Annotated in this window: 20 protein-coding genes; 14 read left to right on the top strand and 6 right to left on the bottom strand. The window is 65.3% G+C overall.

Annotated features, from left to right (window positions below; genetic code table 11):
* Positions 1 to 144 precede the first annotated feature (144 nt).
* From rimP to typA, 6 genes are all read left to right on the top strand, one after another.
* Positions 145 to 648: a ribosome maturation factor RimP gene (rimP, locus tag LN047_RS07615; protein WP_056322384.1), complete on the top strand. Its 504-nt coding sequence runs from the start codon at positions 145 to 147 to the stop codon at positions 646 to 648.
* On the top strand, positions 645 to 2,123 hold the full coding sequence (gene nusA, locus LN047_RS07620) for a transcription termination factor NusA (protein WP_056322387.1): 1,479 nt from the start codon (positions 645 to 647) through the stop codon (positions 2,121 to 2,123). The genes rimP and nusA overlap by 4 nt, the downstream gene beginning before the upstream one ends.
* 97 nt (positions 2,124 to 2,220) lie before the next feature.
* A complete protein-coding gene (gene infB / locus LN047_RS07625) occupies positions 2,221 to 5,277 on the top strand; it encodes a translation initiation factor IF-2 (RefSeq protein WP_373981449.1) in 3,057 nt (1,018 codons plus the stop codon).
* 21 nt (positions 5,278 to 5,298) lie between these two features.
* Positions 5,299 to 5,700 (top strand): 30S ribosome-binding factor RbfA, encoded by a 402-nt coding sequence (rbfA, locus tag LN047_RS07630; RefSeq protein WP_056322392.1) that lies wholly within the window; start codon positions 5,299 to 5,301, stop codon positions 5,698 to 5,700.
* Between the two features lie 42 nt (positions 5,701 to 5,742).
* Entirely contained in the window at positions 5,743 to 6,495 is a 753-nt protein-coding gene (truB, locus tag LN047_RS07635) for a tRNA pseudouridine(55) synthase TruB (protein WP_128827766.1), read from the top strand.
* A complete protein-coding gene (gene typA, locus LN047_RS07640; protein WP_056322397.1) occupies positions 6,492 to 8,315 on the top strand; it encodes a translational GTPase TypA in 1,824 nt (607 codons plus the stop codon). The genes truB and typA overlap by 4 nt, the downstream gene beginning before the upstream one ends.
* 120 nt (positions 8,316 to 8,435) lie before the next feature.
* Here typA and LN047_RS07645 read toward each other — a convergent pair whose 3' ends face one another.
* Complete coding sequence (locus LN047_RS07645) at positions 8,436 to 8,834, bottom strand: 4-oxalocrotonate tautomerase (protein WP_279210575.1); 399 nt, start codon at positions 8,832 to 8,834, stop codon at positions 8,436 to 8,438.
* A gap of 106 nt (positions 8,835 to 8,940) precedes the next feature.
* Here LN047_RS07645 and LN047_RS07650 point away from each other — a divergent pair, with 106 nt between their 5' ends.
* The gene (locus LN047_RS07650) at positions 8,941 to 9,804 is read left to right on the top strand and encodes a LysR family transcriptional regulator (protein WP_373981450.1); all 864 of its coding nucleotides are present in this window, start codon (positions 8,941 to 8,943) and stop codon (positions 9,802 to 9,804) included.
* 64 nt (positions 9,805 to 9,868) lie between these two features.
* On the opposite strand, the gene LN047_RS07655 is transcribed toward LN047_RS07650, so the two are convergent.
* Positions 9,869 to 10,495, bottom strand: a complete 627-nt coding sequence (locus tag LN047_RS07655; RefSeq protein WP_373982110.1) for a TIGR00730 family Rossman fold protein — start codon at positions 10,493 to 10,495, stop codon at positions 9,869 to 9,871.
* Positions 10,496 to 10,547: 52 nt separating this feature from the next.
* Between LN047_RS07655 and polA the strand changes: the two genes are divergently transcribed.
* The 3 genes from polA to LN047_RS07670 all read left to right on the top strand — a co-directional run bounded on the left by polA (position 10,548) and on the right by LN047_RS07670 (position 15,047).
* Positions 10,548 to 13,265: a DNA polymerase I gene (gene polA / locus LN047_RS07660; RefSeq protein WP_373981451.1), complete on the top strand. Its 2,718-nt coding sequence runs from the start codon at positions 10,548 to 10,550 to the stop codon at positions 13,263 to 13,265.
* Between the two features lie 97 nt (positions 13,266 to 13,362).
* The gene (locus tag LN047_RS07665; RefSeq protein ID WP_062838647.1) at positions 13,363 to 14,202 is read left to right on the top strand and encodes a ZIP family metal transporter; all 840 of its coding nucleotides are present in this window, start codon (positions 13,363 to 13,365) and stop codon (positions 14,200 to 14,202) included.
* 56 nt (positions 14,203 to 14,258) lie between these two features.
* Positions 14,259 to 15,047 carry a dienelactone hydrolase family protein gene (locus LN047_RS07670; RefSeq protein WP_373981452.1) on the top strand — a complete coding sequence of 263 codons (789 nt, stop codon included), beginning with the start codon at positions 14,259 to 14,261 and terminating at the stop codon, positions 15,045 to 15,047.
* Between the two features lie 142 nt (positions 15,048 to 15,189).
* Here the strand turns inward: LN047_RS07670 and LN047_RS07675 are convergent, their stop codons facing one another.
* The gene (locus LN047_RS07675) at positions 15,190 to 16,851 is read right to left on the bottom strand and encodes a Na/Pi cotransporter family protein (protein WP_056322414.1); all 1,662 of its coding nucleotides are present in this window, start codon (positions 16,849 to 16,851) and stop codon (positions 15,190 to 15,192) included.
* A 175-nt stretch (positions 16,852 to 17,026) separates the two neighbouring features.
* Between LN047_RS07675 and LN047_RS07680 the strand changes: the two genes are divergently transcribed.
* A complete protein-coding gene (locus LN047_RS07680; RefSeq protein ID WP_056322416.1) occupies positions 17,027 to 18,418 on the top strand; it encodes an L-serine ammonia-lyase in 1,392 nt (463 codons plus the stop codon).
* A 469-nt stretch (positions 18,419 to 18,887) separates the two neighbouring features.
* Here LN047_RS07680 and htpX read toward each other — a convergent pair whose 3' ends face one another.
* A complete protein-coding gene (gene htpX / locus LN047_RS07685) occupies positions 18,888 to 19,769 on the bottom strand; it encodes a protease HtpX (protein ID WP_056322419.1) in 882 nt (293 codons plus the stop codon).
* A gap of 154 nt (positions 19,770 to 19,923) precedes the next feature.
* Between htpX and LN047_RS07690 the strand changes: the two genes are divergently transcribed.
* Together LN047_RS07690 and LN047_RS07695 are read left to right on the top strand one after the other, a co-directional pair.
* On the top strand, positions 19,924 to 20,778 hold the full coding sequence (locus LN047_RS07690; RefSeq protein ID WP_056322422.1) for a DMT family transporter: 855 nt from the start codon (positions 19,924 to 19,926) through the stop codon (positions 20,776 to 20,778).
* Between the two features lie 39 nt (positions 20,779 to 20,817).
* A complete protein-coding gene (locus LN047_RS07695) occupies positions 20,818 to 21,669 on the top strand; it encodes a sulfurtransferase (RefSeq protein ID WP_373981453.1) in 852 nt (283 codons plus the stop codon).
* 57 nt (positions 21,670 to 21,726) lie between these two features.
* Here LN047_RS07695 and LN047_RS07700 read toward each other — a convergent pair whose 3' ends face one another.
* Both LN047_RS07700 and LN047_RS07705 read right to left on the bottom strand, forming a co-directional pair.
* Positions 21,727 to 22,296: a phosphonate degradation HD-domain oxygenase gene (locus LN047_RS07700; RefSeq protein ID WP_056322428.1), complete on the bottom strand. Its 570-nt coding sequence runs from the start codon at positions 22,294 to 22,296 to the stop codon at positions 21,727 to 21,729.
* A 53-nt stretch (positions 22,297 to 22,349) separates the two neighbouring features.
* On the bottom strand, positions 22,350 to 23,213 hold the full coding sequence (locus LN047_RS07705; protein ID WP_056322757.1) for a LysR family transcriptional regulator: 864 nt from the start codon (positions 23,211 to 23,213) through the stop codon (positions 22,350 to 22,352).
* 146 nt (positions 23,214 to 23,359) lie between these two features.
* Here LN047_RS07705 and LN047_RS07710 point away from each other — a divergent pair, with 146 nt between their 5' ends.
* Positions 23,360 to 24,433 carry a putative 2-aminoethylphosphonate ABC transporter ATP-binding protein gene (locus LN047_RS07710; protein WP_253856062.1) on the top strand — a complete coding sequence of 358 codons (1,074 nt, stop codon included), beginning with the start codon at positions 23,360 to 23,362 and terminating at the stop codon, positions 24,431 to 24,433.
* The last annotated feature ends 23 nt before the right edge of the window (positions 24,434 to 24,456 follow it).

Consider the following 24,456-nt stretch of genomic DNA (forward strand, 5'->3'; position numbering starts at 1 on the left):
GGCGGGCAGTCAGGACGGCGCAAGCCAAAAATTAGGTCGCAATATAGGGCACTGCCCAGCATTGCTCCTTACGTGCAGTAGGGAAGCGGCTGGGCTCTGTGCAATATCGGTGGGCTGGGCGTGCAGCCCATTTTTTTTGAGTATATGGCTGATTTATTCGCATTGACCGAAGAGGCTCTGGCCGGCATGGACGTCGAACTCGTCGACGTGGAACGTGCCGCCCTGGGTCTTTTGCGCGTCACGATCGATCGGGTCGGCGGTGTGCGCATCGAAGACTGCGAGCAGGTGTCCCGCCAATTGTCGCGGGTCTATGAGGTCGAGAACATCGACTACAAGCGCCTCGAGGTCGGGTCGCCGGGCGTGGATCGCCCGCTGCGCACCGAGGCCGAGTTCCGCCGGTTCGCAGGCGAGCGCATCGAAATCAAGCTGCGCGAAGCATTGGACGGCCGCAAGGTCTTCTCGGGCACGTTGACCGTGCCGGAAGACGACGCCGCTGCTTCCGACGCGGCTGCTGGCATGCACAAGACCGTGTTCGGTCTCGAATTTGAGGCAAAAAAGAACGAAGTCCAGGTGTTGAATTTCACGGTCGAAGACATCGAACGTGCAAAACTGGATCCCGTTCTGGATTTCAAGGGCAAAAAGCGATGAGTCGCGAAATTCTTCTGTTGGTCGATGCCTTGGCGCGTGAAAAGAACGTCACGCGTGACGTCGTGTTCGGCGCTCTCGAAAGTGCGCTGGCCTCGGCCATGAAAAAGCGCTTCAAGGATGATGCGGACATTCGTGTTTCCATCGATAGGGAAACGGGAGACCACGAAGGCTTCCGCCGTTGGCTGGTCGTGCCCGACGAGGCTGGCCTGCAAGAACCCGACAAGCAGGAAATGCTGTCGGATGCGGAGGAAATCGTCCCCGGCATCAAGGAAGGCGAGTACATCGAAGAGCCCCTGGAGCCCATCGAATTCGGCCGCATCGGCGCCCAGGCCGCCAAGCAGGCGATCCTGCAAAAGATCCGCGACGCCGAGCGCGAACAGGTGCTGAACGACTTCCTGGACCGTGGTGAAACCATCGTCTCCGGCACGATCAAGCGCATGGACAAGGGCGACGCCATCGTTGAAACCGGCAAGATCGAAGCGCGCCTGCCGCGCTCCGAAATGATCCCCAAGGAAAACCTGCGGGTTGCCGATCGCGTGCGCGCCTTCGTGTTGCGTGTGGACCACGCCGCGCGTGGCCAGCAGGTCATCCTGTCGCGCACGTCGCCCGAGTTCATCCGCCAGCTGTTCGAGAACGAAGTGCCCGAGATCGAGCAGGGTCTGCTCGAGATCAAGGCTGCTGCCCGCGATGCCGGCGTGCGTGCGAAGATCGCCGTCGTGGCATACGATAAGCGTATCGATCCCATCGGGACGTGCGTCGGCATGCGCGGTTCGCGCGTGACCGCCGTGCGCAACGAACTCGGCGGCGAGCAGGTCGACATCGTGCTGTGGTCGGAAGACCCCGCGCAGTTCGTCATCGGCGCGCTGGCGCCGGCCAACGTCGAATCCATCGTCGTCGATGAAGACAAGCATGCGATGGACGTCGTGGTGGACGAGGAAAACCTGCCGAAGGCCATCGGCGCCAAGGGCCAGAACGTGCGCCTGGCGTCCGAACTGACCGGCTGGCAGATCAACATCATGACGCCGGAAGAAAGCCTGAACCGCCAGGAAGTCGAGCGTTCGGGTCTGCGCACCACGTTCATGAGCAAGCTGGACGTCGACGAGGAAGTCGCTGACATCCTGATCGACGAAGGATTTACCGGTATCGAGGAAATCGCCTACGTGCCCATGCAGGAACTGCTGGAAATCGAGGCGTTTGACGAAGACACCATCAATGAGTTGCGCGCCCGTGCCCGCAATGCGCTGCTGACCGAGGCAATTGCCCAGGAAGAGCGCCTTGAGACCGCACAGGATCTGCTAGAACTCGAAGGCATGACGCCGGAACTGGCCGCCAAGCTGGCCGAGCGTCAAGTGCATACGCGTGATGATCTGGCCGAATTGGCAACGGACGAACTGGCGGAAATCGCCGGTCTGACCGAACAGGAAGCCAGCGATCTCATCATGCGTGCCCGTGCCCATTGGTTTGACGAAGAATAACCATAAGGACACGGGTCTGCGGTGGAGGATGCTGCCGCTTCGTCCACCGCAAGTTCACGTTGTTTGTAATAGCTGCCTATAGGGAAGAGAGAGCCTAATGTCGAGTAATACCGTCGCCCAGTTCGCTACCGAGCTGAAAATGCCTGCCAACGTGCTGCTGGATCAGCTGCGTTCGGCTGGCGTTGACCTCAAATCGGTTGACGATTCCGTCACCGACAGCGACAAGGCGAAATTGCTCGAATCGCTGCGTCGCGCACACGGCGCAACCGAAGGCAAGAAGATCACGCTGACGCGCCGCCAGACTTCCGAGATCCGGCAAGCCGACGCCACGGGCCGTTCGCGCACGATCCAGGTCGAAGTGCGCAAGAAGCGCGTCTTCGTCAAGCGCGACCCGTCCGAACTCGCCCTGGAGCAGGCTGCCTCGGCCCGTCCCGAAGAGGAAGCTGCCGAGCAAGCCGCTCCGCAGGTTTCCGCTCCGGCTGCGCCCGCAGTGCCCGAGGCGCCCGCCGCCGCCGAACCTCGCGAAACGGCGCCTGTAGAGGCCGAAGCTCCCGCCCAGGCCGAAGCGCCGCAGCAGGAGCCCGCCGCTGTCGAAGCCGCCGCCCCGGCCGAAGCGCCCGCGGCAACCGAATCCGTCGCGGCCGAAGCTCCCGCCCCCGTCGAGGCCCAAGCGCCCGAAGTTCAGGCCCAGCCTGAACCCGAACCGACGCCGGCGCCTGCTCCTGCCGAGCCCGTGGCCGAAGAGGCCAAGCCCGAAATCAAGACTGAAACCACCGAGCCCAAGGCTGAAGAAGCCAAGCCGGAACCTGCTGTGCTAGCCAATAAGTCCGAAACATCTTCCTCCCAGGCCGCCGCGCCTGTCGCCCAGGCGCAGCCTGCCGCGAAATCCGAATCCGTGAAGCCCGCCGCCAAGCCCGAGGCCGCCGCGCCCAAGGCAGCTTCCCGCGCCGACAATCGTCGCGCCGGGCCGCCGCTGGCCGCTTCCGCCACGACCGCTGGCCGCGACGAAGCCCGCCGCGCCGCCGAGGCCGAGGCCGCCGCGCTGCGCGAAATGCTGAACCGTCCCCGCAAGGTGCTGCGCGCGCCGGAACCGGAAGCGCCCGCTGCCGCGCCGATCTCCGGCACGCTGCACAAGCCCGCCGGCAAGCCCGGCGCCGCGCCTGCGGCCAAGAAGGACGCCAAGCCGGCCGCGCCTGGCGCCAAGAAGACCATCAAGACCGCCGAAGTGTCGTCGACCTGGTCGGACGATTCGTCGCGCAAGAAGCCCGCCGACAAGCCGGCAGCCCCGGCCAGCCGCGATGGCTGGCGTGCAGGCGGCAAGGGCGGTGGCAAATCGGGCGGCCGTGGTGGCCGCAACCAGCAGAACGACCGCCGCAACGAGCCGGCGCCGCAGGAATTCATCGCACGTGAAGTTCACGTGCCGGAAACCATCAGCGTCGCCGACCTGGCCCACAAGATGTCCGTCAAGGCCGCCGAAGTCATCAAGCAATTGATGAAGCTCGGCCAGATGGTCACCATCAACCAGGTCCTGGACCAGGAAACGGCCATGATCGTGGTCGAAGAACTTGGCCACGTCGCGATCGCCGCCAAGCTGGACGATCCGGAAGCCTTCCTGGACGAATCCGCCACCCAATCCGAAGCCGAACAGCTGCCGCGCGCGCCGGTCGTGACCGTCATGGGCCACGTCGACCACGGCAAGACCTCGCTGCTGGACTACATCCGCCGCGCCAAGGTTGCCGCGGGCGAAGCCGGCGGCATTACGCAGCACATCGGCGCCTATCACGTGCGCACCGAGCGCGGCATGGTCACCTTCCTGGACACCCCGGGCCACGAGGCGTTCACCGCCATGCGTGCCCGCGGCGCCAAGGCGACCGACATCGTGATTCTGGTGGTTGCCGCCGACGACGGCGTGATGCCCCAGACGCGTGAAGCCATCCACCATGCCAAGGCTGCTGGCGTGCCCATCGTCGTGGCCGTGACCAAGATCGACAAGCCCGCCGCCAACCCGGACCGCGTCAAGCAGGAACTGGTTGCCGAAGAGGTCGTGCCGGAAGAATACGGCGGCGACGTGCCGTTCGTGGGCGTGTCCGCCAAGACTGGCCAAGGCATCGACGATCTTCTCGAAAACGTGCTGCTGCAAGCCGAAGTGCTGGAACTGAAGGCGCCGGAAGACGCGCCCGCCAAGGGCTTGGTCATCGAGGCCCGTCTGGACAAGGGCCGCGGCCCGGTCGCGACGATCCTGGTGCAGAGCGGCACGCTCAAGCGCGGCGACGTGGTGCTGGCCGGCGCGAGCTTTGGCCGCGTGCGCGCCATGCTCGACGAAAACGGCAAGCCGATCCAGTCGGCCGGACCGTCGATCCCCGTCGAGATCCAGGGCCTGACCGAAGTGCCGGCCGCCGGCGACGAACTGATGGCGCTGTCCGACGAGCGCAAGGCGCGCGAAATCGCGCTGTTCCGCCAGGGCAAGTTCCGCGACGTCAAGCTGGCCCGCCAACAGGCCGCCAAGCTGGAATCGATGTTCGACAACCTCGGCGAAGGCACCCAGACCCTCACCCTTATCGTCAAGACCGACGTGCAGGGTTCGCAGGAAGCGCTGGTGCAATCGCTGGTCAAGCTGTCCACCGACGAAGTGCGCGTTCAGGTCGTGCACGCCGCCGTGGGCGGCATCTCGGAAACCGACATCAACCTGGCCATCGCCTCGCACGCCGTCGTCATCGGCTTCAACGTGCGCGCCGACGCCAGCGCCAAGAAGCTTGCCGAGAACAACGGCATCGACGTGCGCTACTACAACATCATCTACGACGCCGTGGATGAAGTTAAGGCCGCCATGTCGGGCATGCTGGCGCCCGAGAAGAAGGAAGAAATCATCGGCCTGGTCGAGATCCGCGAGGTGTACAGCATCTCCCGCCTCGGCAACATCGCCGGTTGTATGGTGCTCGATGGCATCGTGCGCCGCGATTCCCAGGTCCGCCTGCTGCGCAACAACGTGGTTCACTGGACGGGGCACCTCGAATCGCTGCGCCGCTTCAAGGACGACGTCAAGGAAGTCAAGTCGGGCTTCGATTGCGGCCTGACGCTGCGCGGCAACAACGACATCCAGGTGGGCGACCAGCTGGAAGTCTTTGAAATCAAGGAAATTGCGCGCACGCTGTAAAGCAGGCGCCAGGCATTGTTAATGAGCCGTCACAAGTCCAAAGCCATTCCCGGCCGCAATCTGCGGCTGGCCGACCAGATCCAGAAGGATCTGGCCGGGATCATCCAGCGCGAGATCGACACCAAACGCGCTGGATTGATCACGATTTCGGGTGTGGAACTGTCGACCGACTACGCGCATGCCAAGGTGTGGTTCACGGTTTTGGGCGCCGAGCCCGAAGCCGCCGCCACCTTGCTGAACGAGAAGGCCGGCTGGCTGCATTCGCAGCTCTACAAGCTTTTGCACATCCATACCGTCCCCACTTTGCGCTTCTTCCACGACGAGCAAGTCGCTCGTGGCATCGAGATGTCGATCCTCATCGACCGCGCAAACCGCCCCGGCCCGCACTCGGGCGTACCCGACGAGCCAGAAGACCAGTCCTGATCGGGCTGTCGTCACTGCTTCATTTTTTTCCGGATTCCGACGATGGCTAAACGACGCGGGCTTGCGCTCGACGGTGTGCTGTTGCTTGATAAACCCGTGGGTTTGTCGAGCAATCACGCCTTGCAGCGCGCCAAACGCGCCATGGATGCGGCCAAGGCCGGCCATACCGGCACGCTGGACCCCTTTGCCACCGGCTTGCTGGTGTGCTGCATGGGTCGCGCCACCAAAATTTCCGGCGCGATGCTTGACGCCGACAAGGCATATCGCGCTACGCTGCAATTTGGATCGGAAACCGATTCCGGCGACCTGACGGGCAACGTCACGGCGACCGCCGAACCCGGTTTTACCGTCGAGGAACAGGCGCTGCGCGACGCGCTGTCACGTTTCTCGGGCACCATCGAGCAGATTCCGCCGATGTACTCCGCGCTCAAGCGCGACGGCAAGCCGCTGTACGAGTACGCCCGCGCGGGCATCGAACTGGAGCGGCCGCCGCGCCAGATCACGATATACCGCATCGAGCTGTTGTCCCTCACCGGGACGCAGGCAGAGATCGATGTGGCTTGCAGTAAAGGCACATACATCCGAACACTGGCCCAGGACATCGGGCGCGTGCTGGGCTGTTTCGCCCACCTGACGGCGCTGCGGCGCACGCACGTCGGGCCCTTCTCTCTGGAACGCGCCGTTGAACTGGAAGCCTTGCAGGCCATGCCAGACCCGAAGCAGGCATTGCTTGCACTGAACGAATTGCCGGAGGGCTTGCTGCCCTCCACCCTGACCTTAAAGGACTCGCTATGACTCGCGCCTTGCGCAACGTCGCCATCATCGCCCACGTGGACCACGGTAAAACCACCCTGGTCGACCAGCTGCTGCGCCAATCCGGCACCTTCCGCGAAAACCAGGCGCTGACCGAACGGGTCATGGACTCGAACGACCTGGAAAAGGAACGCGGCATCACGATTCTGGCCAAGAACTGTGCCGTGGAATACGAAGGTACCCACATCAACATCGTCGACACCCCGGGACACGCGGACTTCGGCGGTGAAGTCGAGCGCGTGCTGTCCATGGTCGACGGCGTGCTGCTGCTGGTGGACGCGGTCGAAGGCCCGATGCCCCAGACCATTTTCGTGACCCGCAAGGCGCTGGCACTGGGCTTGAAGCCCATCGTCGTGGTCAACAAGGTTGACCGTCCGGGCGCCCGTACGGATTTCGTCATCAACGCCACGTTCGATCTGTTCGACAAGCTGGGCGCCACCGACGAGCAGCTGGACTTCCCGGTCGTGTACGCGTCGGGCCTGTCCGGCTACGCCGGCCTCACGCCGGATGTGCGCGAAGGCGACATGCGTCCGCTGTTCGAAGCCATCCTGCAGCACGTGCCGCAGCGCGAGGACGATCCCAACGGTCCGCTGCAGATGCAGATCATCTCGCTGGACTACAACAGCTACGTCGGCAAGATCGGCGTGGGCCGCATCAACCGTGGCCGTATGCGCCCCGGCATGGAAGTGGCCTACAAGTTCGGTCCCGACGGCCAGGGCGGCCGCGGCCGCATCAACCAGGTGCTGAAGTTCCATGGCCTGGAGCGCATCGTGGTGGACGAAGCCGAAGCCGGCGACATCGTGCTGATCAACGGCATTGAAGACCTGGGCATCGGTTGCACGGTGATGGATCCGGCCAACCAGGAACCGCTGCCGATGCTGCGCATCGACGAGCCGACGCTGACCATGAACTTCATGGTTAACACGTCGCCGCTGGCGGGCCGCGAAGGCAAGTTCGTGACCAGCCGCCAAGTGCGCGACCGCCTGGACCGCGAGCTGAAGTCCAACGTGGCGCTGCGTGTGCGCGACACGGGCGACGACACCGTGTTTGAAGTGTCGGGCCGTGGCGAACTGCACCTGACCATTCTGCTGGAAACGATGCGCCGCGAAGGCTACGAGCTGGCCGTGTCGCGTCCGCGCGTGGTGTTCAAGGAAATCGACGGCGTGAAGTGCGAGCCGTTCGAATCGCTGACCGTTGACGTCGAAGACGCCCACCAGGGCGGCGTCATGGAAGAGCTGGGCCGCCGCAAGGGCGATCTGCAGGACATGCAGCCGGACGGCCGTGGCCGTACGCGCCTGGAATACCTGATCCCGGCCCGCGGCCTGATCGGCTTCCAGAACGAGTTCCTGACGCTGACGCGCGGCACGGGCCTGATGAGCCACATCTTCCACGAATACGCGCCCATCAAGGAAGGCTCCATCGGCGAGCGCCGCAATGGCGTGCTGATCAGCCAGGACAACGGCGACGCCGTGGCCTACGCACTGTGGAAGCTGCAGGATCGCGGCCGCATGTTCGTCAACCCGGGCGATGCGCTGTACGAAGGCATGATCATCGGCATCCACAGCCGCGACAACGACCTGGTCGTGAACCCGATCAAGGGCAAGCAGTTGACCAACGTGCGCGCCTCGGGCACCGACGAAGCCGTGCGCCTGGTTCCGCCGATCCAGATGTCGCTGGAATACGCCGTCGAATTCATCGACGACGACGAACTGGTCGAAATCACCCCGAAGTCGATTCGTCTGCGCAAGCGCTACCTGCTCGAAAACGAGCGCAAGCGCGCCGCGCGCGAATCCGCGGTCTAAGCTTGCAGGCGGCAGCCTGCCGCCAACAAGCCCGGCCAATGAAAAGCCGCGCACCTTTGGGTGCGCGGCTTTTTGCATGTTGGGCGGGTGCCAGACATCGCAGGACGTGGCACTACCGGCTTACGAGGCGCTGTGCTGGTGCCGGTATTCCTGCGTGCGTCCGCCATAGCCGTAGGCGGCAGCGCGCGCGTCGATGACGTGCACATAGGAGCATTCGTGCAGCTCGCCCAGGATGTCCGCGAAAGCCGCGTAGATCTCCTTGATGAAGCGCGCTTTCTCGGCCTTGGTGTTGGTCTCGTCCGTCACGCTGATATCCAGATGGAATGCGTTTTTGCCCAGTTCCGACAAGGGACGCCCGCCGATGAACCAGAGGTCGTGCGCAATGTGCTGCAGCGTGATGGCGATGACGGGCAGTTTTTTTCCGAGGACGGACTGGGTCAGTGCGGCGACGGACTCGACGATGCGGTGGTCGATGGCGGCATCGGGCGTGCCGGAACGATGGATGACGATGTGGGGCATGACGGCTCTCCGGGTGGGGTAGGTACGGCGTCAGTGTAGAAAGCGCATTGACATCGGAAAAGCGGGAATTTACGATTTCATCCATCGTATTTGCCGTTGGATAGCCATGAGCGGATTTGACCTGGACCAACTGCGCACCCTGGTTGCCGTGCTGGACGCGGGCAGCCTGACGGCAGCCGCGCCCAAAGTGTTCCTGTCGCAGTCTTCGGTCAGTGAACAGATGCGCAAGCTGGAGGACAGGGCGGGCCAGCCGCTGCTGGTGCGCGGCAAGACGGGCGTGCGGGCAACGCCCGCCGGCCAGCGCCTGCTGGCGCATGCGCGCACGATCCTGGCCCTGAGCGACGAGGCCTACCGCGACCTGCGCGGCGTGGCGCTACGCGGCGAACTGCGGCTGTGCATCACGGATTACTTCCGCCCGGGCGACGTCGCGCGTCTGCTGCGCCGGCTGAACGAGCAATACCCGCAGGTGCGGCTGCACGTCACCATCATGAAGAGCGGAGCGATCGAGGCCGCTTACGAGCGCGGCGAGATCGACGTCGGCATCTCCATGGTCATCCAGGAGCGGGGCGCGGCGCGCGGCCGGGCCGATGGCGCGCTACTGCGGCGCGAACCGCTGCTGTGGATGGCAGCCGAGGGCGCGGCGCCGCCGCTGGCCGAACCGTTGCCCTTGCTGGCCCTGCCGGAGACGTGCGCCTTGCGCCAATACGTTGAGCGGCTGTTGTCACGCCGCAGCCTTCCTTATGTCGTGTCGCACGAGGCGTCCGGCGTGGCGGGATTGCAGCTGGCGGTGGCGGCGGGACTGGGCGTGGCGTGCCTGAACGAATCGGCGCTTGGCGCCGGCATGGCGCGGCTGCAGGCGCCTGGCCTGCCGGCGTTGCCGTCGGTGGAATTCCGGCTGCTAGCGGCCCGCCCCGGCGAAAGCGAGTTCGTGGAGCTGGCGCGCGAGGCCATCGTCAAGGCCATGACCTAAGTCACTGCCTTGACGATGGCCAGCCGCGCCCGCGGGGCATGCGGCCCCGGACGGGCGTGCGGGATCAGGCGGGAAGGGACGGGGCGTATTGCTCGTCGGACATCACGCGTTCGTGGAACTCGACCACCTTGCGCACGACCTTCACGGGATCGTCTTCGATGATGAAAAGATCCAGGTCATGCGCGCCGATCATGCCATTGCCGAGCACCTGATCGCCAATCCATTCGGCAAGGCCCGACCAGTACTCGCTGCCGACCAGGACGATGGGGGCCGGGGGGACCTTGCCGGTCTGGATGAGCGTCAACGCTTCGAAGAGTTCGTCCAGGGTGCCAAAGCCGCCCGGCATCGCCACGTAGGCGAAGCTGTGCATGAAGAATGCCGCCTTGCGAGGGAAAAAATACTCGAAGGACAGGCTGATGGTCTGGTATTCGTTGTTGTGCGCTTCGTGCGGCAGGCTGATGTTCAAGCCGACGCTCGTGCCTCCTGATTCGAATGCGCCTTTGTTGGCGGCTTCCATGATGCCGGGGCCGCCACCCGCGATGACGGCAAAGCCTGCTTCGGCCAAGGCCGCGGCAATCGCGATGGTGGTTTCATAGTACGGGGAATTACGGCTGACTCGTGCGCTACCAAAAATGCTGACTGCGGGCCCGATGTGTGCGAGCTTGTCTGCCGCCGTCCTTATCTCTGACATAATCAGCGGAATTTGTTTGCCGGCGGGTGTATCCATATCTGCCTTTGTAACCATGAAAAAAACCTTATTACTGGTCGACGGTTCAAGTTACTTGTACCGCGCTTTCCACGCTATGCCTGATTTGCGCAACGCGCAAGGCGAACCTACGGGCGCGATTTACGGCGTGGTCAATATGCTGCGCAAGCTTGTATCGGACTATAAGGCAGAGTATGCCGCATGTATTTTCGATGCTCGCGGCAAGACTTTCCGGGACGACCTGTATCCGGAGTACAAGTCGCACCGTCCGCCCATGCCCGAAGACTTAGCAGCACAAATCGATCCCATCCATCGCGCGGTGCGCGCGCTGGGCTGGCCGGTGCTGGCCATCGAGGGTGTCGAGGCCGACGACGTCATTGGCACGTTGGCACATCGTGCCGCGCAGCACGACGTGCACACCATCGTCTCTACGGGCGACAAGGACCTGGCGCAGCTGGTGAACAGCCACGTCACCCTCGTCAACACGATGAGCGGCGAGGTCCTGGACGAGGCCGGCGTCGTGAACAAATTCGGCGTGCCGCCCGACCGTATCGTGGATTACCTGATGCTGGTGGGTGACACGGTCGACAATGTGCCGGGCGTCACCAAGGTGGGCCCCAAGACGGCCGCCAAATGGATTACGGAATTTGGCTCCATCGACAAACTGGTCGAAGGCGCCGAGGGCATCAAGGGGGTGGCCGGCAACAACCTGCGCGAGGCCATTCCCAATTTCCCGCTGACGCGCCAGCTTCTGACGGTCAAGTGCGATTGCGATCTGACCGGGCACGTCGGCGGCGTCGATGACCTGACGCCGCGTGCGCGCGACGACGCGACGCTGACCGAACTGTACGAGCGCTACGGGTTCCGCACCTGGCTGCGGGACCTGACCGGTGACGCCGAGCGCGTGCCCGCGGGCGATGCCCGCATCGCGCACGAGGCGCCGGCCGCGCCCGAGACCACCGACTACCGCATCATTTCCGACTGGGCGGCGTTCGACGCCTGGATGGAACTGGTGCAGCAGACTGCGCTGGTTGCGCTGGATACCGAAACGACGTCGCTGGACGAAATGCAGGCCCGGCTGGTGGGCTTGTCGATGTCGGTTGCGCCTGGCGTGGCCTGCTACATCCCCGTCGCGCATCGGGGGCCGGATGGCGCGGTCCAGTTGCCCAAGGACGAGGTGCTGGCACGGCTCAAGCCGTGGCTGCAAGACCCGGCACGCGCAAAGCTGCTGCACCACGCCAAGTACGACACGCACGTTTTTGCCAACGAAGGCATCCGCCTGGCGGGCGCAGCCGAAGACACCATGCTTCAGGCCTACGTGCTGGAGTCGCATCGCGGCGTGGGCTTGAACGACCTGGCGCAGCGCTTTTTGGGCCGCAGCGGCGTGTCGTACGAGGATCTGTGCGGCAAGGGCGCCAAGCAGATCGGTTTTGACGAGGTGGCGGTCGACAAGGCCGGGCATTACGCGGCCGAGGACGCCGACTTCACGCTGCAACTGCATCAGGTGCTGCGCCCGATGGTCGCCGCCGACGCGGGGCTGGAGCGCATCTATCGCCTGGAAATGCAGGTGTCGGCGGTGCTGACCACCATCGAGCGCAACGGCGTGAAGGTCGATGCCGCGGAACTGGGCCGCCAGAGCAACAAGCTGGGGCAAGAGATGCTGCAGCTGGAGCAGAAGGCCTACGAACTGGCGGGCCAGCCGTTCAACCTGAATTCTCCCAAGCAGCTGGGCGAGATCCTGTTCGGCCGCATGCAGCTTCCGGTGGTGCGCAAGACCGCGAGCGGCGCGCCGTCCACGGACGAGGAAGTGCTGAGCAAGCTGGCGCTGGACTATCCGCTGCCGCAGGTGCTGCTGGAGTACCGCGGGCTGTCCAAGCTGAAGTCGACGTACACCGACAAGCTGCCGCGCATGATCAATCCGGCAACGGGCAGGGTGCATACGCATTATTCCCAGGCCGCCGTCATCACCGGGCGCCTTGCGTCATCCGATCCCAACCTGCAGAACATTCCGGTTCGCACCGAGGCCGGCCGGCGCGTTCGCGAGGCGTTCATTGCCGAGCAGGGCATGCTGCTGTCCGCGGACTATTCGCAGATCGAGCTGCGCATCATGGCGCACGTCTCGGACGATGCCAACCTGCAAAGCGCCTTCGCGGCGGGCGAGGACATCCACCGCGCCACCGCCTCCGAAGTGTTCGGCGTGCCGCTGGAAGGCGTGACGACCGATCAGCGCCGTGCCGCCAAGGCCATCAACTTCGGTCTCATCTACGGCATGGGCGTGTTCGGCCTGGCATCCAACCTGGGCATCACGCGCGATGCCGCGCAGGCCTACATCGACCGCTACTTTGCGCGCTATCCGGGCGTGGCGATGTACATGGAGAACACGCGGCGCCTGGCGCGCGAGCAGGGCTACGTGGAAACCGTCTTCGGACGCCGGCTGCAGTTGCCGGAAATCCGGGGGGCGTCGGGTCCGCGCCGCCAGGGCGCCGAGCGCGCGGCGATCAACGCGCCCATGCAGGGCACGGCGGCCGATCTCATCAAGATGGCGATGGTGGCGGTGCAGGACTGGCTGGACGCCGAAAACCTGAAGACGCGCATGATCATGCAGGTGCACGATGAACTGGTGCTGGAAGCGCCCGACGACGAGCTGCAAGTGGTCAAGGAAGCGCTGCCGCGTCTGATGTGCAACGTGGCGACGCTGCGCGTGCCGCTGGTGGCGGAAGTGGGCGTCGGCAAGAACTGGGAGCAGGCGCACTAGGCTTTGATGGGGCTGGGCCGTCTTCGGACGGCCCATTTCCGGTTTTTGGTTTGAAACAATATAATGTTGCGCTTCCCCCCGCCTTATTCTCCCCCTCATGTTGCTGCTCTGGGTTCTGCTCGCCACCATCACTGGCGGCCTGATTGCCGTCCTTATCGCGAGCTGGCTCGCGTACAAGGTCTTTGCCAAATACCTGCATCACATGGTGAGCCTGTCGGTGGGTGTGCTGCTGTCCGTGGCGCTGCTGCATCTGCTGCCCGAGGCATTCGAGACCGGGGTCGGCAACGCCCACGTGCTCTTCGGACTGATGCTGGCGTCGCTGATCGGCTTTTTCGTGCTGGAGAAGATTGCGCTGCTGCGCCACAGCCATCACCACGAGGGCGACGGCCACCACCATCACAAGGGCCACGACCGCCACGAGGCGGGCCGCGGCGGGATGCTGATCCTGATCGGCAGTTCGCTGCATAACTTGTGTGACGGCGTGCTGATCGCCGCGGCGTTCCTGACCGATCCGCTGCTGGGCGTGCTGACGGCCGCGTCGATCATCATCCACGAAGTGCCGCACAAGCTGGGCGACTTCGTGGTGCTGCTCAACGCCGGCCTGCGCCGCCGCCGCGCCTTTGCGCTGATTCTGTTCACCAGCTTGTGTTCAGCGGTCGGCGGCATAATAGGGTACTTCGTGCTGCAGCAGGCACAGGAGTGGACGCCGTACATCCTGGTGATTGCCGCCAGCAGCTTCCTGTACATCTCGGTGGCCGACCTGATGCCGCAGATGCACGAGCGGGTATCCCTGTCCGATGCCGTCCCGCAATTGCTGCTGGTCGGTGTGGGCGTGGCGCTGATCTACAGCGTCACGACGTTGATGCACCACGGGCACGACCATGACGCACACGCGGATCAAGGCGTGTCCCAGGCGGAGCACGGCCACCGGCACTAGCGCAGGTGGCGCGGCGGGGATGGCCGGCTTTCGTCGACCCAACCAAGGAGTTCTCCATGAGTTTTTCCACCGCCGCCGGCAATGTCGCCCCCACCGTGATCCACACGGACACGCAGGGCCTGGTCCACGGGGATTTCAAGCTTCCCGTGACGGACGGTTCGATCGACGCGTATTACGCCGCGCCCGAAGGCCAGCGTGATCTGCCGGTCGTGCTGGTGATCCAGGAAATCTTCGGCGTGCACGAACACATCAAGGACATCTGCCGCCGGGTGGCCAAGGCCGGTTACCTGGCCGTCGCCGCCAACCTCTATCAACGCCAGGGCGACGCGTCGGTCTATACCGATATCCCGAAGCTCATTTCGGAAATCGTCAGCAAGGTGCCCGACGAACAGGTGTACGCCGATCTGGACGCCAGCGTGGCGTGGGCCGCCGCCAATGGCGGTGACGCGCGCCGCGTGGCGGTGACGGGTTTTTGCTGGGGCGGCCGCCTGACCTGGATGTACGCGGCGCACAATCCGGACGTGAAGGCGGGCGTGGCGTGGTACGGCAAGCTCAGCGTGGGCCACGGTCCGCTCATCAAGCGCGTCGCGCTGGACGTGACCCACGAGCTGCACGGCCCCGTCCTGGGCCTTTACGGCGGCCGTGACGCCAGCATCCCGCTGTCGGACGTGGAAACCATGAAGACGAAACTGGCCGCCGGCAACGCCGCCGCCAAGCAGTCCGAGATCGTGGTCTACCCCGAAGCCGACCACGCGTTTCTGGCGGACTACCGGGCCAGCTACCACCCCGAGGCCGCGATGGATGGCTGGAAGCGGATGCTGGAGTGGTTCAAGCGGTATCTGTAAGGCGGGGAGGGTGAGCCACCAGGTTGGCCCACCGGATGTGCCCGATGCAAACGAAAGCCGACCCGTGGGTCGGCTTTTTCGTGCGTCAGCGTGCTTGGGACGGTGTCAGACCCCCGGCGTTGGCGGCTTACCTATTCACTATTCAATTGCCCGCCTCGCGCAGGCGGCTGGGCAGGAGCTCGCCGTGGCGGGCCAGCAAGGGGTACGCCGCCGCGCCCACCAGGTGCGAGTTGATGCCCTTCATGTCCCTCAGGATGTCCAGGTACAGCGCGCCCACTTCCGCGGCGTCGACCTGACCGGACTTGATCTTCTGCAGGTGAGTATCGGCCGCCTGGGTTTCGATCGTGCGAAAGCGCGCCTTTTCGCCGGCCAGCGAGCGCGCCTGGCGCAGGTCGTCGTTCACGAAGAGTGCGGCGGCCGTGCGTTGGTTGGCGATGAGCTGGCCCAGGGTGTCGTCCAGGCTGGCGCGTTGCTCGGGCGAGAACGTCCAGCCCTGCTTGCGCAGCTTGGCCACGTGGCTCAGCAAGCCGTGATGCGCGATATCGCCCGCGTGGCCGATGTTGCTGGTGAACGCCAGAATGTCGTCCAGCCGCTGGAGGTCCTCGCGCGTCATGTTCTCCTGGTCCAGTGTCGCCAGGTAGGTGGTGATGGCGTTTTCCAGCTTGTCCAGCGCGCCGTCCAGCTGGCGCGCCTGCACCATGCGGTGGCGGTTGTCGCGCTTGAAGCCGGCCCGCGCGTAGAGCAGCAGCGTCTGCAGCATGTCGGCCATGCGCAGCGCCTCGCGCGCGGCATTGCCCAGTGCCACGGCGGGCACGTCGTGGGCCCATTCGTCCAGGTATTGGGGGCGGGACGGGTCGTTCGGGTCGGCGCGCTTGGGCAGCCAGCGGGTCAGCAGCGCGGCGTACGGCGTCAGGATCGGCAGGAAGGCCAGGGCGATGACGGCATTGAACAGGGTGTGGAAGTTGGCGACCGCGCGGGCGGGGTCGCTCGCCAGATCGCTCATCCAGGGCTCCAGGAAAGGCAACAGTAGCAGCCCGGCCAGCACGCCCAGCACCCGCGTCAGCAGATTGCCCAGCGGCAGGCGGCGGGCGGCGGGGTCGTCGCCCGTCACGCCTTCGATCATCGGGTTGATCGCCGTGCCCAGGTTGGCGCCCAGCACCAGCGCAAACGCCACGTGCGGCGCGACCATGTTGTGGCTGGCCAGCGACATCACCAGTACCACGACGGCCACGCTGGAGTGCGCGGCCCACGTGAATGCGGCGGACAGCAAGACCGCGGCGACCGGCTGGGTCGACAGGGCGGCAAGAATCATCCCCAACATGGGGGCGGTCTGAAACGGCGCGAAGAGTTCGACGAGCTGATGCAGCGACAGCAGGAGCAGACCCAGGCCGATGAAGACCCGGCCCAGGTCGCGGGTGCGGCCGGGCGGGTAGCGCCGGAACATCCAGACGCCGGCCAGGATCAGGATCGGGGCGAGCTCGGTCAGGTCGAAAGACAGCAGCTGGACGATCAGCGTGGTGCCCACGTTGGCGCCCAGCATCGCCGCCAGCGCCGGCACCAGGCCGACCACGCCGCCCGCGGCAAAGCCGGTGATCATCAGGCCGGTGGCGGTGCTGCTTTGCAGCGCGGCCGTGATGCCCAGGCCCGCAAAAAAGGCCCGCAACCGCGTGCCCAGGGCGCGTCCCAAGGCCGCGCCCAGCGCCGCCCCGAACGCGCGCTGCACGCCGGTTTGGACCATATGCACGCCCCAAAGCAGCAGCGCAACGTAGCCAGCGAAGTCAAGCAGGGTAATGAGTCCAGACATGCAGGCGTCTTTCCGTTCTTTTTATGACAAGTAATAATTCTGTAATGATCGCATGCCGGGGCAGGCTTTGACACCCGGCGCGAAGATACAGGATACGCCGGGCGGGGCTTTGCTGCGTGCGCCCGGGCTCGCGCGTATCATTGCCTGATCGTTGGTGGATGTATTGGAGTTTGGCGTGGCCGTTTCCGTTTTCGATCTGTTCAAGATAGGCATTGGCCCGTCGAGCTCTCATACCGTGGGCCCGATGCGGGCGGCGCTGCTATTTGCGCAAGGGCTCGAGCGCGACGGCCTTGTTCCGCGCGTGGCCAGCGTGCGGGCCGAACTCTACGGATCGCTGGGCGCCACCGGCAAGGGGCACGGCACCGACAAGGGGGTGCTGCTGGGCCTGATGGGCGAGGCGCCGGATACGGTCGACCCCGCGGCCATCGCCGGCATGATTGCCTCGGTGCGCGCCAGCCGGCAGTTGCCGTTGCTGGGCAAGTACCCGCTGCCCTTCGTGGAAAAGGAACACATGATGTTCTACCGCCGCGAAGCCATGGCCGAACACCCCAACGGCATGAAATTCCACGCATTCGACGCCGACGGCCAGTCCCTGCGCGAGGCCCGCTACCTGTCGGTGGGCGGCGGGTTCGTCGTCACCGCCGGCGCCTCCAACAGCCAGGTCATCGCGGCGCACGACCAGTTGCCCTACCCGTTTCGCATGGGGCGGGAACTGCTGGCCATGTGCCAGGACAACGGTTTGACGGTGGCGCAGGTCATGATGCAGAACGAGCTGACTTGGCGCGAAACCTCGGAGGTCAATGCCGGCCTGGACCGCATCTGGCAGGTCATGCAGGACTGCGTGGCGCGCGGCTGCGGCATCAACTATCCGGAGGCGGACGGCGAGTTGCCCGGCCCGCTGCGCGTGCGCCGGCGCGCCCCCGAGCTCTACCGTAATCTCACCCAGCGGGCCGAGCGCACGTTGTCCGACCCGCTTTCCGTCATGGATTGGGTGAACCTGTACGCGATGGCCGTCAACGAAGAGAACGCGGCGGGCGGCCGGGTGGTTACTGCACCGACCAACGGCGCGGCGGGCATCATTCCGGCGGTGCTCCACTATTACGACCGCTTCGTGCCGGGCGCCAACCGCGAGGGCGTGCGCGAATTCCTGCTGACCGCGGCGGCGATCGGGCTGCTCTACAAGTACAACGCGTCGCTGTCCGGCGCGGAGGTGGGCTGCCAGGGCGAAGTCGGCGTGGCCTGTTCGATGGCGGCCGGCGGACTGGCGGCGGCGCTGGGCGGGTCGGTGGAGCAGGTGGAAAACGCGGCCGAGATCGGCATGGAGCACAACCTGGGTCTGACCTGCGATCCCGTCGGCGGACTGGTGCAGATTCCCTGTATCGAACGCAACGCCATGGCCTCGGTCAAGGCCGTGAACGCCGCCCGCATGGCGCTGCGCGGCGACGGCCAGCACTACGTGTCGCTGGATTCGGTCATCAAGACCATGCGTGAAACCGGCGCGGATATGAAAACCAAGTACAAGGAAACGGCGCGGGGCGGTTTGGCGGTGAATATCGTCGAGTGCTGAGCGATGTGATGCCGAGGTCGTTGTTGCTGCAAAGCATCTGCGGCAAGGTGTCTGACACCCAGGGGAGATGATCTCGGGCGTGTCGCAACATCTAAGCGGGTGTCAGACACCGATCCATGCATTGCAAAGCACCCGCGGCAAGGTGTCTGACACCCGGGGGAGATGATCTCGGGCTTGTCGCAACATCTCAGCGGGTGTCAGACACCGATCCATGCAACGCAAAGCACCCTCGGCAAGGTGTCTGACACCCTGGGGAGATGATCTCGGGCGTGTCGCAACATCTCAGCGGGAGTCAGACACCCATCGATGCAACGCAAAGCACCCTCGGCAAGGTGTCTGACACCCTGGGGAGATGATCTCGGGCGTGTCGCAACATCTCAGCGGGTGTCAGACACCCATCGGTGCATCGGCGTCGGATTTGAACGTAAAAAAGCCCGCCGAAGCGGGCTTTTTTGCGGCCGGTGACCGGTCAGATCACGCGGGCATTCTGCAGCGCGGCGATGCGGGCCGGGATCGGCGGGTGCGAGGCGAACATGGCCGCCAGGCCGCCCTTGCCGGTGATGCCGGACGCTTCGAAGGACTTGGGCAGTTCGCCCGGTTCCAGGCCGCCCAGGCGGGCGAGCGCGCGGATCATCGGTTCGCGGGCGCCCATCAGGTGGGCCGAGCCGGCGTCGGCGCGGTATTCGCGCTGGCGCGAGAACCAGGCCACGATGATCGAGGCCAGCACGCCGAAGATGATTTCACAGACCAGCACGGTGACGAAGTACCCGGGGCCGATGCCGCGTTCGTTCTTGAACACGACGCGGTCGATGAAGTAGCCGACCACGCGCGCCAGGAAGATGACGAAGGTGTTCACCACGCCCTGGATCAGGGTCAGGGTGACCATGTCGCCGTTGGCGATGTGCGCGACTTCGTGCGCCAGCACGGCCGCGACTTCCTCTTCGGTCATGCTTTCGAGCAGGCCCGTGGACACGGCGACCAGCGAGTCGTTCTTGAATGCGCCCGTGGCAAATGCGTTGGGGGCGCCTTCGTAGATGGCGACTTCGGGGCGGCCGATGCCGGCGCGGTCGGCCAGTTGGTGGACGGTGTCGACCAGCCAGGCCTCGCGCTGGTTGCGGGGCGAGTTGGGATCCAGCACCTGCGCGCCCGTGCTCCATTTGGCCATCGGCTTGCTCATGAGGAGCGAGATGATGGCGCCGGTGAAGCCGACCACGACCGAGAAGATCAGGAGCGCGTTGAAGTTGATCCCGTTGGCCGTGATGACACGGTCCACGCCCAGGATGCGAAGCGTGGCCGACAGCACGAGCATGACGGCCAGGTTGGTGATGACGAACAGAACAATGCGTTTCATGTTTTTTATATTCCTCTGCGAGCGGCAAATACCCGGATTTCGACATGGCGGAGCCTTGCCAGTTCCCCGACTCGCCGGCTCCTCGCCCGGTGACGGAGAGTATAGTATCGCTTTCCCTTATTCCTTCCCCCCTTTTCCCTTAGCGTAGACCCGCATGCAAGCACTTTGGATGTTGGTGGCGTCCGCCATGTTCGCCATCATGGGGTCGTTCGTGAAGCTCGGCACCGAACACGGCGCATCGCTGCCGCAGGTCGTGCTCTTTCGCGGCCTGCCCTCGGTGATCCTGCTGCTGCTCTGGGCGCGCGCCGGCCGCCAGTCCATCATTCCCACCAGCTGGAAGCTGCACATCTGGCGCAACCTGTCCGGCGTCACCTCGATGTGGCTGGGCTTTTTTGCCATCTCCCATCTGCCGCTGGCCACCGCCACCAGCCTGAACTACACGGCGCCGCTGTTCATCGCCTGCTGGATGCTGGGATGGGGCGGGGCGCAGCGCGACCCGGTGCGGATCCTGGCGGTGGTGCTGGGCTTTCTGGGCGTGATCGCCGTGCTGCGGCCAAGCATCAACGACGACCAGTGGCTTGCCGCCCTGCTTGGCATGGGGGCGGGGGCCATGTCCGCCATTGCGATGATGCAGATCCGCCAATTGGGCCGCATTGGCGAACCCGAATGGCGCACCGTGCTGTTCTTTTCGGTGGCCGTGTGCGCCTCCAGCGCCGCCGGTCTGGCGTTCGAGGGCTGGGGCTACGCGGACTGGACCGGTTACCTGTCGCTCCTGGGCGTGGGCGTCGCGGGGCTGTTCGGGCAGTTGGCCATGACCCGGGCGTTCGGCATGGGGTCGGCGCTGCTGACCGCCGCCCTGCAATACAGCACCATCATCTTCGCGGCACTGATCGGCATGGGCTTCTGGGGCGACCATCTGGACGTCGTGGCCTGGGCCGGCATGGGCCTCATCATTTTCGCGGGCCTGCTGTCGGTGTGGCGCACCATGCGCGACCCCAAGCCGGGCTGATCCCGGCGCCCGCCGCTTTTCACACAGGAGCCCCATCGCATGACGACGACCCTGATCACCGCCGCCGATCTCTCTGCCCGCCTGGACTCGCCCGACGTGCGCGTGTTCGACGTGCGCCATGACCTGACCAATCATTCGGCGGGCCGCCAGGCCTACGACGCAGGCCATATCCCCGGGGCCCGCTTCCTGGATCACGAAACCGAGCTGGCCGCCGCCCGCACGGGCAAGAACGGACGGCATCCGCTGCCCGACCGGGCACAGTTTGGCGCCCTGATGGCCGCGCATGGCGTGGCGCCCGCCACGCTGGTGGTGGCCTACGACGCCAGCGGCGGCATGTACGCGGCGCATCTGTGGTGGATGCTGCGCTGGCTGGGCCATGATCGGGTCGCCGTGCTGGATGGCGGGTGGCAGGCCTGGACGGCTGCGGGGCTGCCCGTCAGCCACGATCCGGCGCCGGCGGTGCAGCCGGGCACGCCTGTCGAACCGGGCAAGTCCCTGGCGGGCACGGTCGATGCCCAGGCGGTGCTGGCCAACATCGCCCAGCCGTCGTTCACGGTCGTCGACGCGCGCGCCGCCAACCGGTATCGCGGCGAAGTCGAACCCATGGACCCGGTGGCCGGCCATATCCCCGGCGCGCTGAACCGCCCGAACGGCGAAAACCTGCAGCCCGATGGCCGTTTCAAAACGGCTGAGCAGCTGCGCGCGGAGTTCGGCAGCCTGCTGGCCGGGCGCGACCCAGCTTCGGTCGTCCACCAGTGCGGCTCGGGCATCACGGCCTGCCACAACCTGCTGTCCATGGAGATTGCCGGCCTGACGGGCTCGCGCCTCTATCCGGGGTCGTGGAGCGAATGGTGCAGCGATCCCGCCCGGCCGGTAGCCAAGGGCGATTAAACGAACAAAAAGCCAGGGCAACGCACCCTGGCTTTTTTCATGGGCGGTGCGCGGCCGTTACCAGACGGCGGCCAGCTTGACGCGGCCGGACACACTTTCGGCGATCTCCAGGAAGTGGTCGAGCGGCGGGGTGGCCAGCCCCGGCACCTTGGCCATGTCGTCCCAGCGCCGCAGGCGGATCGCGTCCGGCGCGCCGGGCATGCTGGCGAAGTCGACCGCCTGGCCCGCGTCGAAACTGCCGCCCTGCAGCGCCAGGCTGCGGCGGGAATCGTCCGACAGCTTCGCTTCGTACTGCGGTTCCACGTAGCAGAGGTAGCGCTTGGCTTCCACGTGCAGCCGAATGGGGTCCAGCACGGCGGAACTGAACAAGCCGCGCAGGAAGGGCAGCACGAAATACTGATGCTTGTCGTCGATGCCGCGCAGCGTGGGCGTGCCCGGCCGGTCGGCGATCAGATGGCCCAGGTCATGCAGCAGGCAGGCCGTGATGAGATGGGCTTTGGCGCCGTGCTGTTCGGCCAGTGCGGCCGTTTGCAGCGCATGGCGCAGATGGCTGACGGATTCGCCGTCATAGGACCGGTGTCCGCGTTCAAGGAAAAGTTGTTCGATGTCCTGCAGGGTCAAGGCCATGGTTGTCTCCTGAGTGGCCGCAAGGGGAAGAGGCGGGACAGTGACCGCGACGGTCAGCCGGCTGCCGGCGCCATCTCCAGAAAGCGCGCGATGAGTTGCACCGGTTGGCGCTCGCGCAGGCAGTACAGGTATTCATTCATCACGATGCCGGCGTCCTGGATGTCCAGGGCCGCCAGATCGGGATGGGACGGAATTTCGCGTGACGGGATGAGGCTGATGCCCAGTTCGCACAGGATGGCCTGGCGGATCGACTCGCGGCTGCCGATCTCCAGCGTGCGGCGCACGGTGACGCCGGCCGCCCGCAGCGCGTCTTCGGTCAGCTGGCGCGTCATGGAGCCGGGCTCGCGCAGCAGCAGCGCATGCTCGGCCAGATCGGCCAGCCGCACCTGGCCGCGCCGGGCCAGCGGATGATCGCGATGCGCCACCACGCGGATCGGGTCCGCGGCGATCTTGCGGCGGTACAGGTGCTTGTCATCCATCAGAAAGGAAGACGTGGCAATCTCGATGCGGTAATCCTGCAGCGCCTGCAGCATCGACTGCGAATTGCCGATCGTGACCGTCAGGTCGATGCCGGGGTAGCGCTGGTTGTAGCGCCGCACGGTATCCATGATGTAGTAGGGGCCGGTCGCGCCAATGCGCAGGTTGCCCTCGCGCAGGTCGCTCGCGTCGCGCAGCCGGAAGTCGATCTCGGTTTCCTGCTGCACCAGCTTCTCGACCATCGGCATCAGGTTTTGCCCGGCGTCCGACAGCCGCATGCCGCGCCCCTGCCGATGAAACAGCTCGATGCCGTAGCGCGATTCAAGCTGGCGCAATTGCCCCGTCACCGTGGGCTGGCTGACGCCCAGCTGGGCGGCGGCCTTGGTGACGGTTCCGCAGCGGGCCACGGCATAGAAGGATTTGAGTTCGGCGACGAGCACGGTCGGGGGGCGAAGGTTGGACGCAATGCGCAAGACCGCCAGTACACCAAAATAATTTGATGTTTTTATTACTGCATTTGCGCGAAGTGTCATAAACGCTCAATACGCGGCTCCCATACTGCCTTCGTTCCCAGACCGGAGGCCCCATGCCCCAACGCGATACCGCCTTTCTCTCCGTGCAGAATCTCGTGAAGCGATTCGGCAGCCACACGGCGCTGGCCGACGTTTCGCTGGATATCCGCGCCGGAGAGTTGGTGTGCCTGTTGGGGCCGTCGGGGTGCGGCAAGACAACGCTGCTGCGCGCGATCGCCGGCCTGGAGCGCCAGGACAGCGGAACCATCGTGCTGTCCGGCCGTGATATTTCCCATGCCGAGCCGCAGGCGCGCGACTACGGCATCCTGTTCCAGTCCTATGCGCTGTTCCCGAACCTGACCGTGGCCCAGAACGTGGCCTATGGCCTGAGCGGCAAGCGCGCCCATCGCAACCACGTCGCCAGCCGCGTCGAGGAAATGCTGACGCTGGTCGGCCTGGCCGGCGTGGCGCAGAAGTATCCCGGCCAGATTTCGGGCGGTCAGCAGCAGCGCGTGGCGCTGGCGCGCGCGCTGGCCCCGTCGCCGTCGCTGCTGTTGCTGGACGAACCCATGTCGGCGCTGGATGCGCGGGTGCGCGAACACTTGCGAATCGAACTGCGCGCGCTGCAAAAGCGCCTGTCCATCACCACGCTGATGGTGACGCATGATCAGGAAGAGGCCATGGTGATGGCCGACCGCATCGCCGTGATGAATGGCGGGGTGATCGAGCAGTACGGCACGCCGCGCGAACTCTACCGCCAGCCGGGATCGGCCTTCATCGCCGACTTCGTGGGCGAAGCCAACTGGCTGCCGTTCGAACGCATCGATACGCATCGCGCCCGGGTGGGGCGGCAGGAGCTGGCGGTCGACGCGGCGCTGGACGCCCGCTCGGGCAAACTCTTCGTGCGGCCCGAGGCCGTGCGCGTCAGCATGGCCAAGCCCGAAGAGCCCAACGCCATGCTGGCCGACGTGCTGGACGGCGTGTTCCTGGGGCGCAGCTACCGCCTTGCCCTGCGCCTGGAAGGCGTGCCCGGCGCCACCGTGCATTCCATCGTGTCCCCCGAAACCGGAGATGCCCTCTTGGGCCCTCACGCTGCCAGCCGTTGCTGGGTGGAGCTGCCGCGCCATGCGATACGCGCCTACGCTTGATCCGGTCATGAACGATTCGCGCG

Origin of the sequence: Achromobacter sp. JD417 (genome assembly GCF_041879325.1) — a bacterium.
Lineage (GTDB): Bacteria > Pseudomonadota > Gammaproteobacteria > Burkholderiales > Burkholderiaceae_B > Achromobacter > Achromobacter mucicolens.

What these genes read in the sequence shown, in the direction of transcription:
- truB (WP_128827766.1), top strand. Translation starts at nt 5,743, where the DNA reads ATGGCTAAACGACGCGGGCTTGCGCTCGACGGTGTGCTGTTGCTTGAT.
- LN047_RS07670 (WP_373981452.1), top strand. Translation starts at nt 14,259, where the DNA reads ATGAGTTTTTCCACCGCCGCCGGCAATGTCGCCCCCACCGTGATCCAC.
- LN047_RS07695 (WP_373981453.1), top strand. Translation starts at nt 20,818, where the DNA reads ATGACGACGACCCTGATCACCGCCGCCGATCTCTCTGCCCGCCTGGAC.
- LN047_RS07650 (WP_373981450.1), top strand. Translation starts at nt 8,941, where the DNA reads ATGAGCGGATTTGACCTGGACCAACTGCGCACCCTGGTTGCCGTGCTG.
- LN047_RS07710 (WP_253856062.1), top strand. Translation starts at nt 23,360, where the DNA reads ATGCCCCAACGCGATACCGCCTTTCTCTCCGTGCAGAATCTCGTGAAG.
- LN047_RS07690 (WP_056322422.1), top strand. Translation starts at nt 19,924, where the DNA reads ATGCAAGCACTTTGGATGTTGGTGGCGTCCGCCATGTTCGCCATCATG.
- rimP (WP_056322384.1), top strand. Translation starts at nt 145, where the DNA reads ATGGCTGATTTATTCGCATTGACCGAAGAGGCTCTGGCCGGCATGGAC.
- LN047_RS07700 (WP_056322428.1), bottom strand. Translation starts at nt 22,296, where the DNA reads ATGGCCTTGACCCTGCAGGACATCGAACAACTTTTCCTTGAACGCGGA.
- LN047_RS07655 (WP_373982110.1), bottom strand. Translation starts at nt 10,495, where the DNA reads ATGTCAGAGATAAGGACGGCGGCAGACAAGCTCGCACACATCGGGCCC.
- LN047_RS07675 (WP_056322414.1), bottom strand. Translation starts at nt 16,851, where the DNA reads ATGTCTGGACTCATTACCCTGCTTGACTTCGCTGGCTACGTTGCGCTG.
- polA (WP_373981451.1), top strand. Translation starts at nt 10,548, where the DNA reads ATGAAAAAAACCTTATTACTGGTCGACGGTTCAAGTTACTTGTACCGC.
- typA (WP_056322397.1), top strand. Translation starts at nt 6,492, where the DNA reads ATGACTCGCGCCTTGCGCAACGTCGCCATCATCGCCCACGTGGACCAC.
- htpX (WP_056322419.1), bottom strand. Translation starts at nt 19,769, where the DNA reads ATGAAACGCATTGTTCTGTTCGTCATCACCAACCTGGCCGTCATGCTC.
- infB (WP_373981449.1), top strand. Translation starts at nt 2,221, where the DNA reads ATGTCGAGTAATACCGTCGCCCAGTTCGCTACCGAGCTGAAAATGCCT.
- rbfA (WP_056322392.1), top strand. Translation starts at nt 5,299, where the DNA reads ATGAGCCGTCACAAGTCCAAAGCCATTCCCGGCCGCAATCTGCGGCTG.
- LN047_RS07645 (WP_279210575.1), bottom strand. Translation starts at nt 8,834, where the DNA reads ATGCCCCACATCGTCATCCATCGTTCCGGCACGCCCGATGCCGCCATC.
- LN047_RS07665 (WP_062838647.1), top strand. Translation starts at nt 13,363, where the DNA reads ATGTTGCTGCTCTGGGTTCTGCTCGCCACCATCACTGGCGGCCTGATT.
- nusA (WP_056322387.1), top strand. Translation starts at nt 645, where the DNA reads ATGAGTCGCGAAATTCTTCTGTTGGTCGATGCCTTGGCGCGTGAAAAG.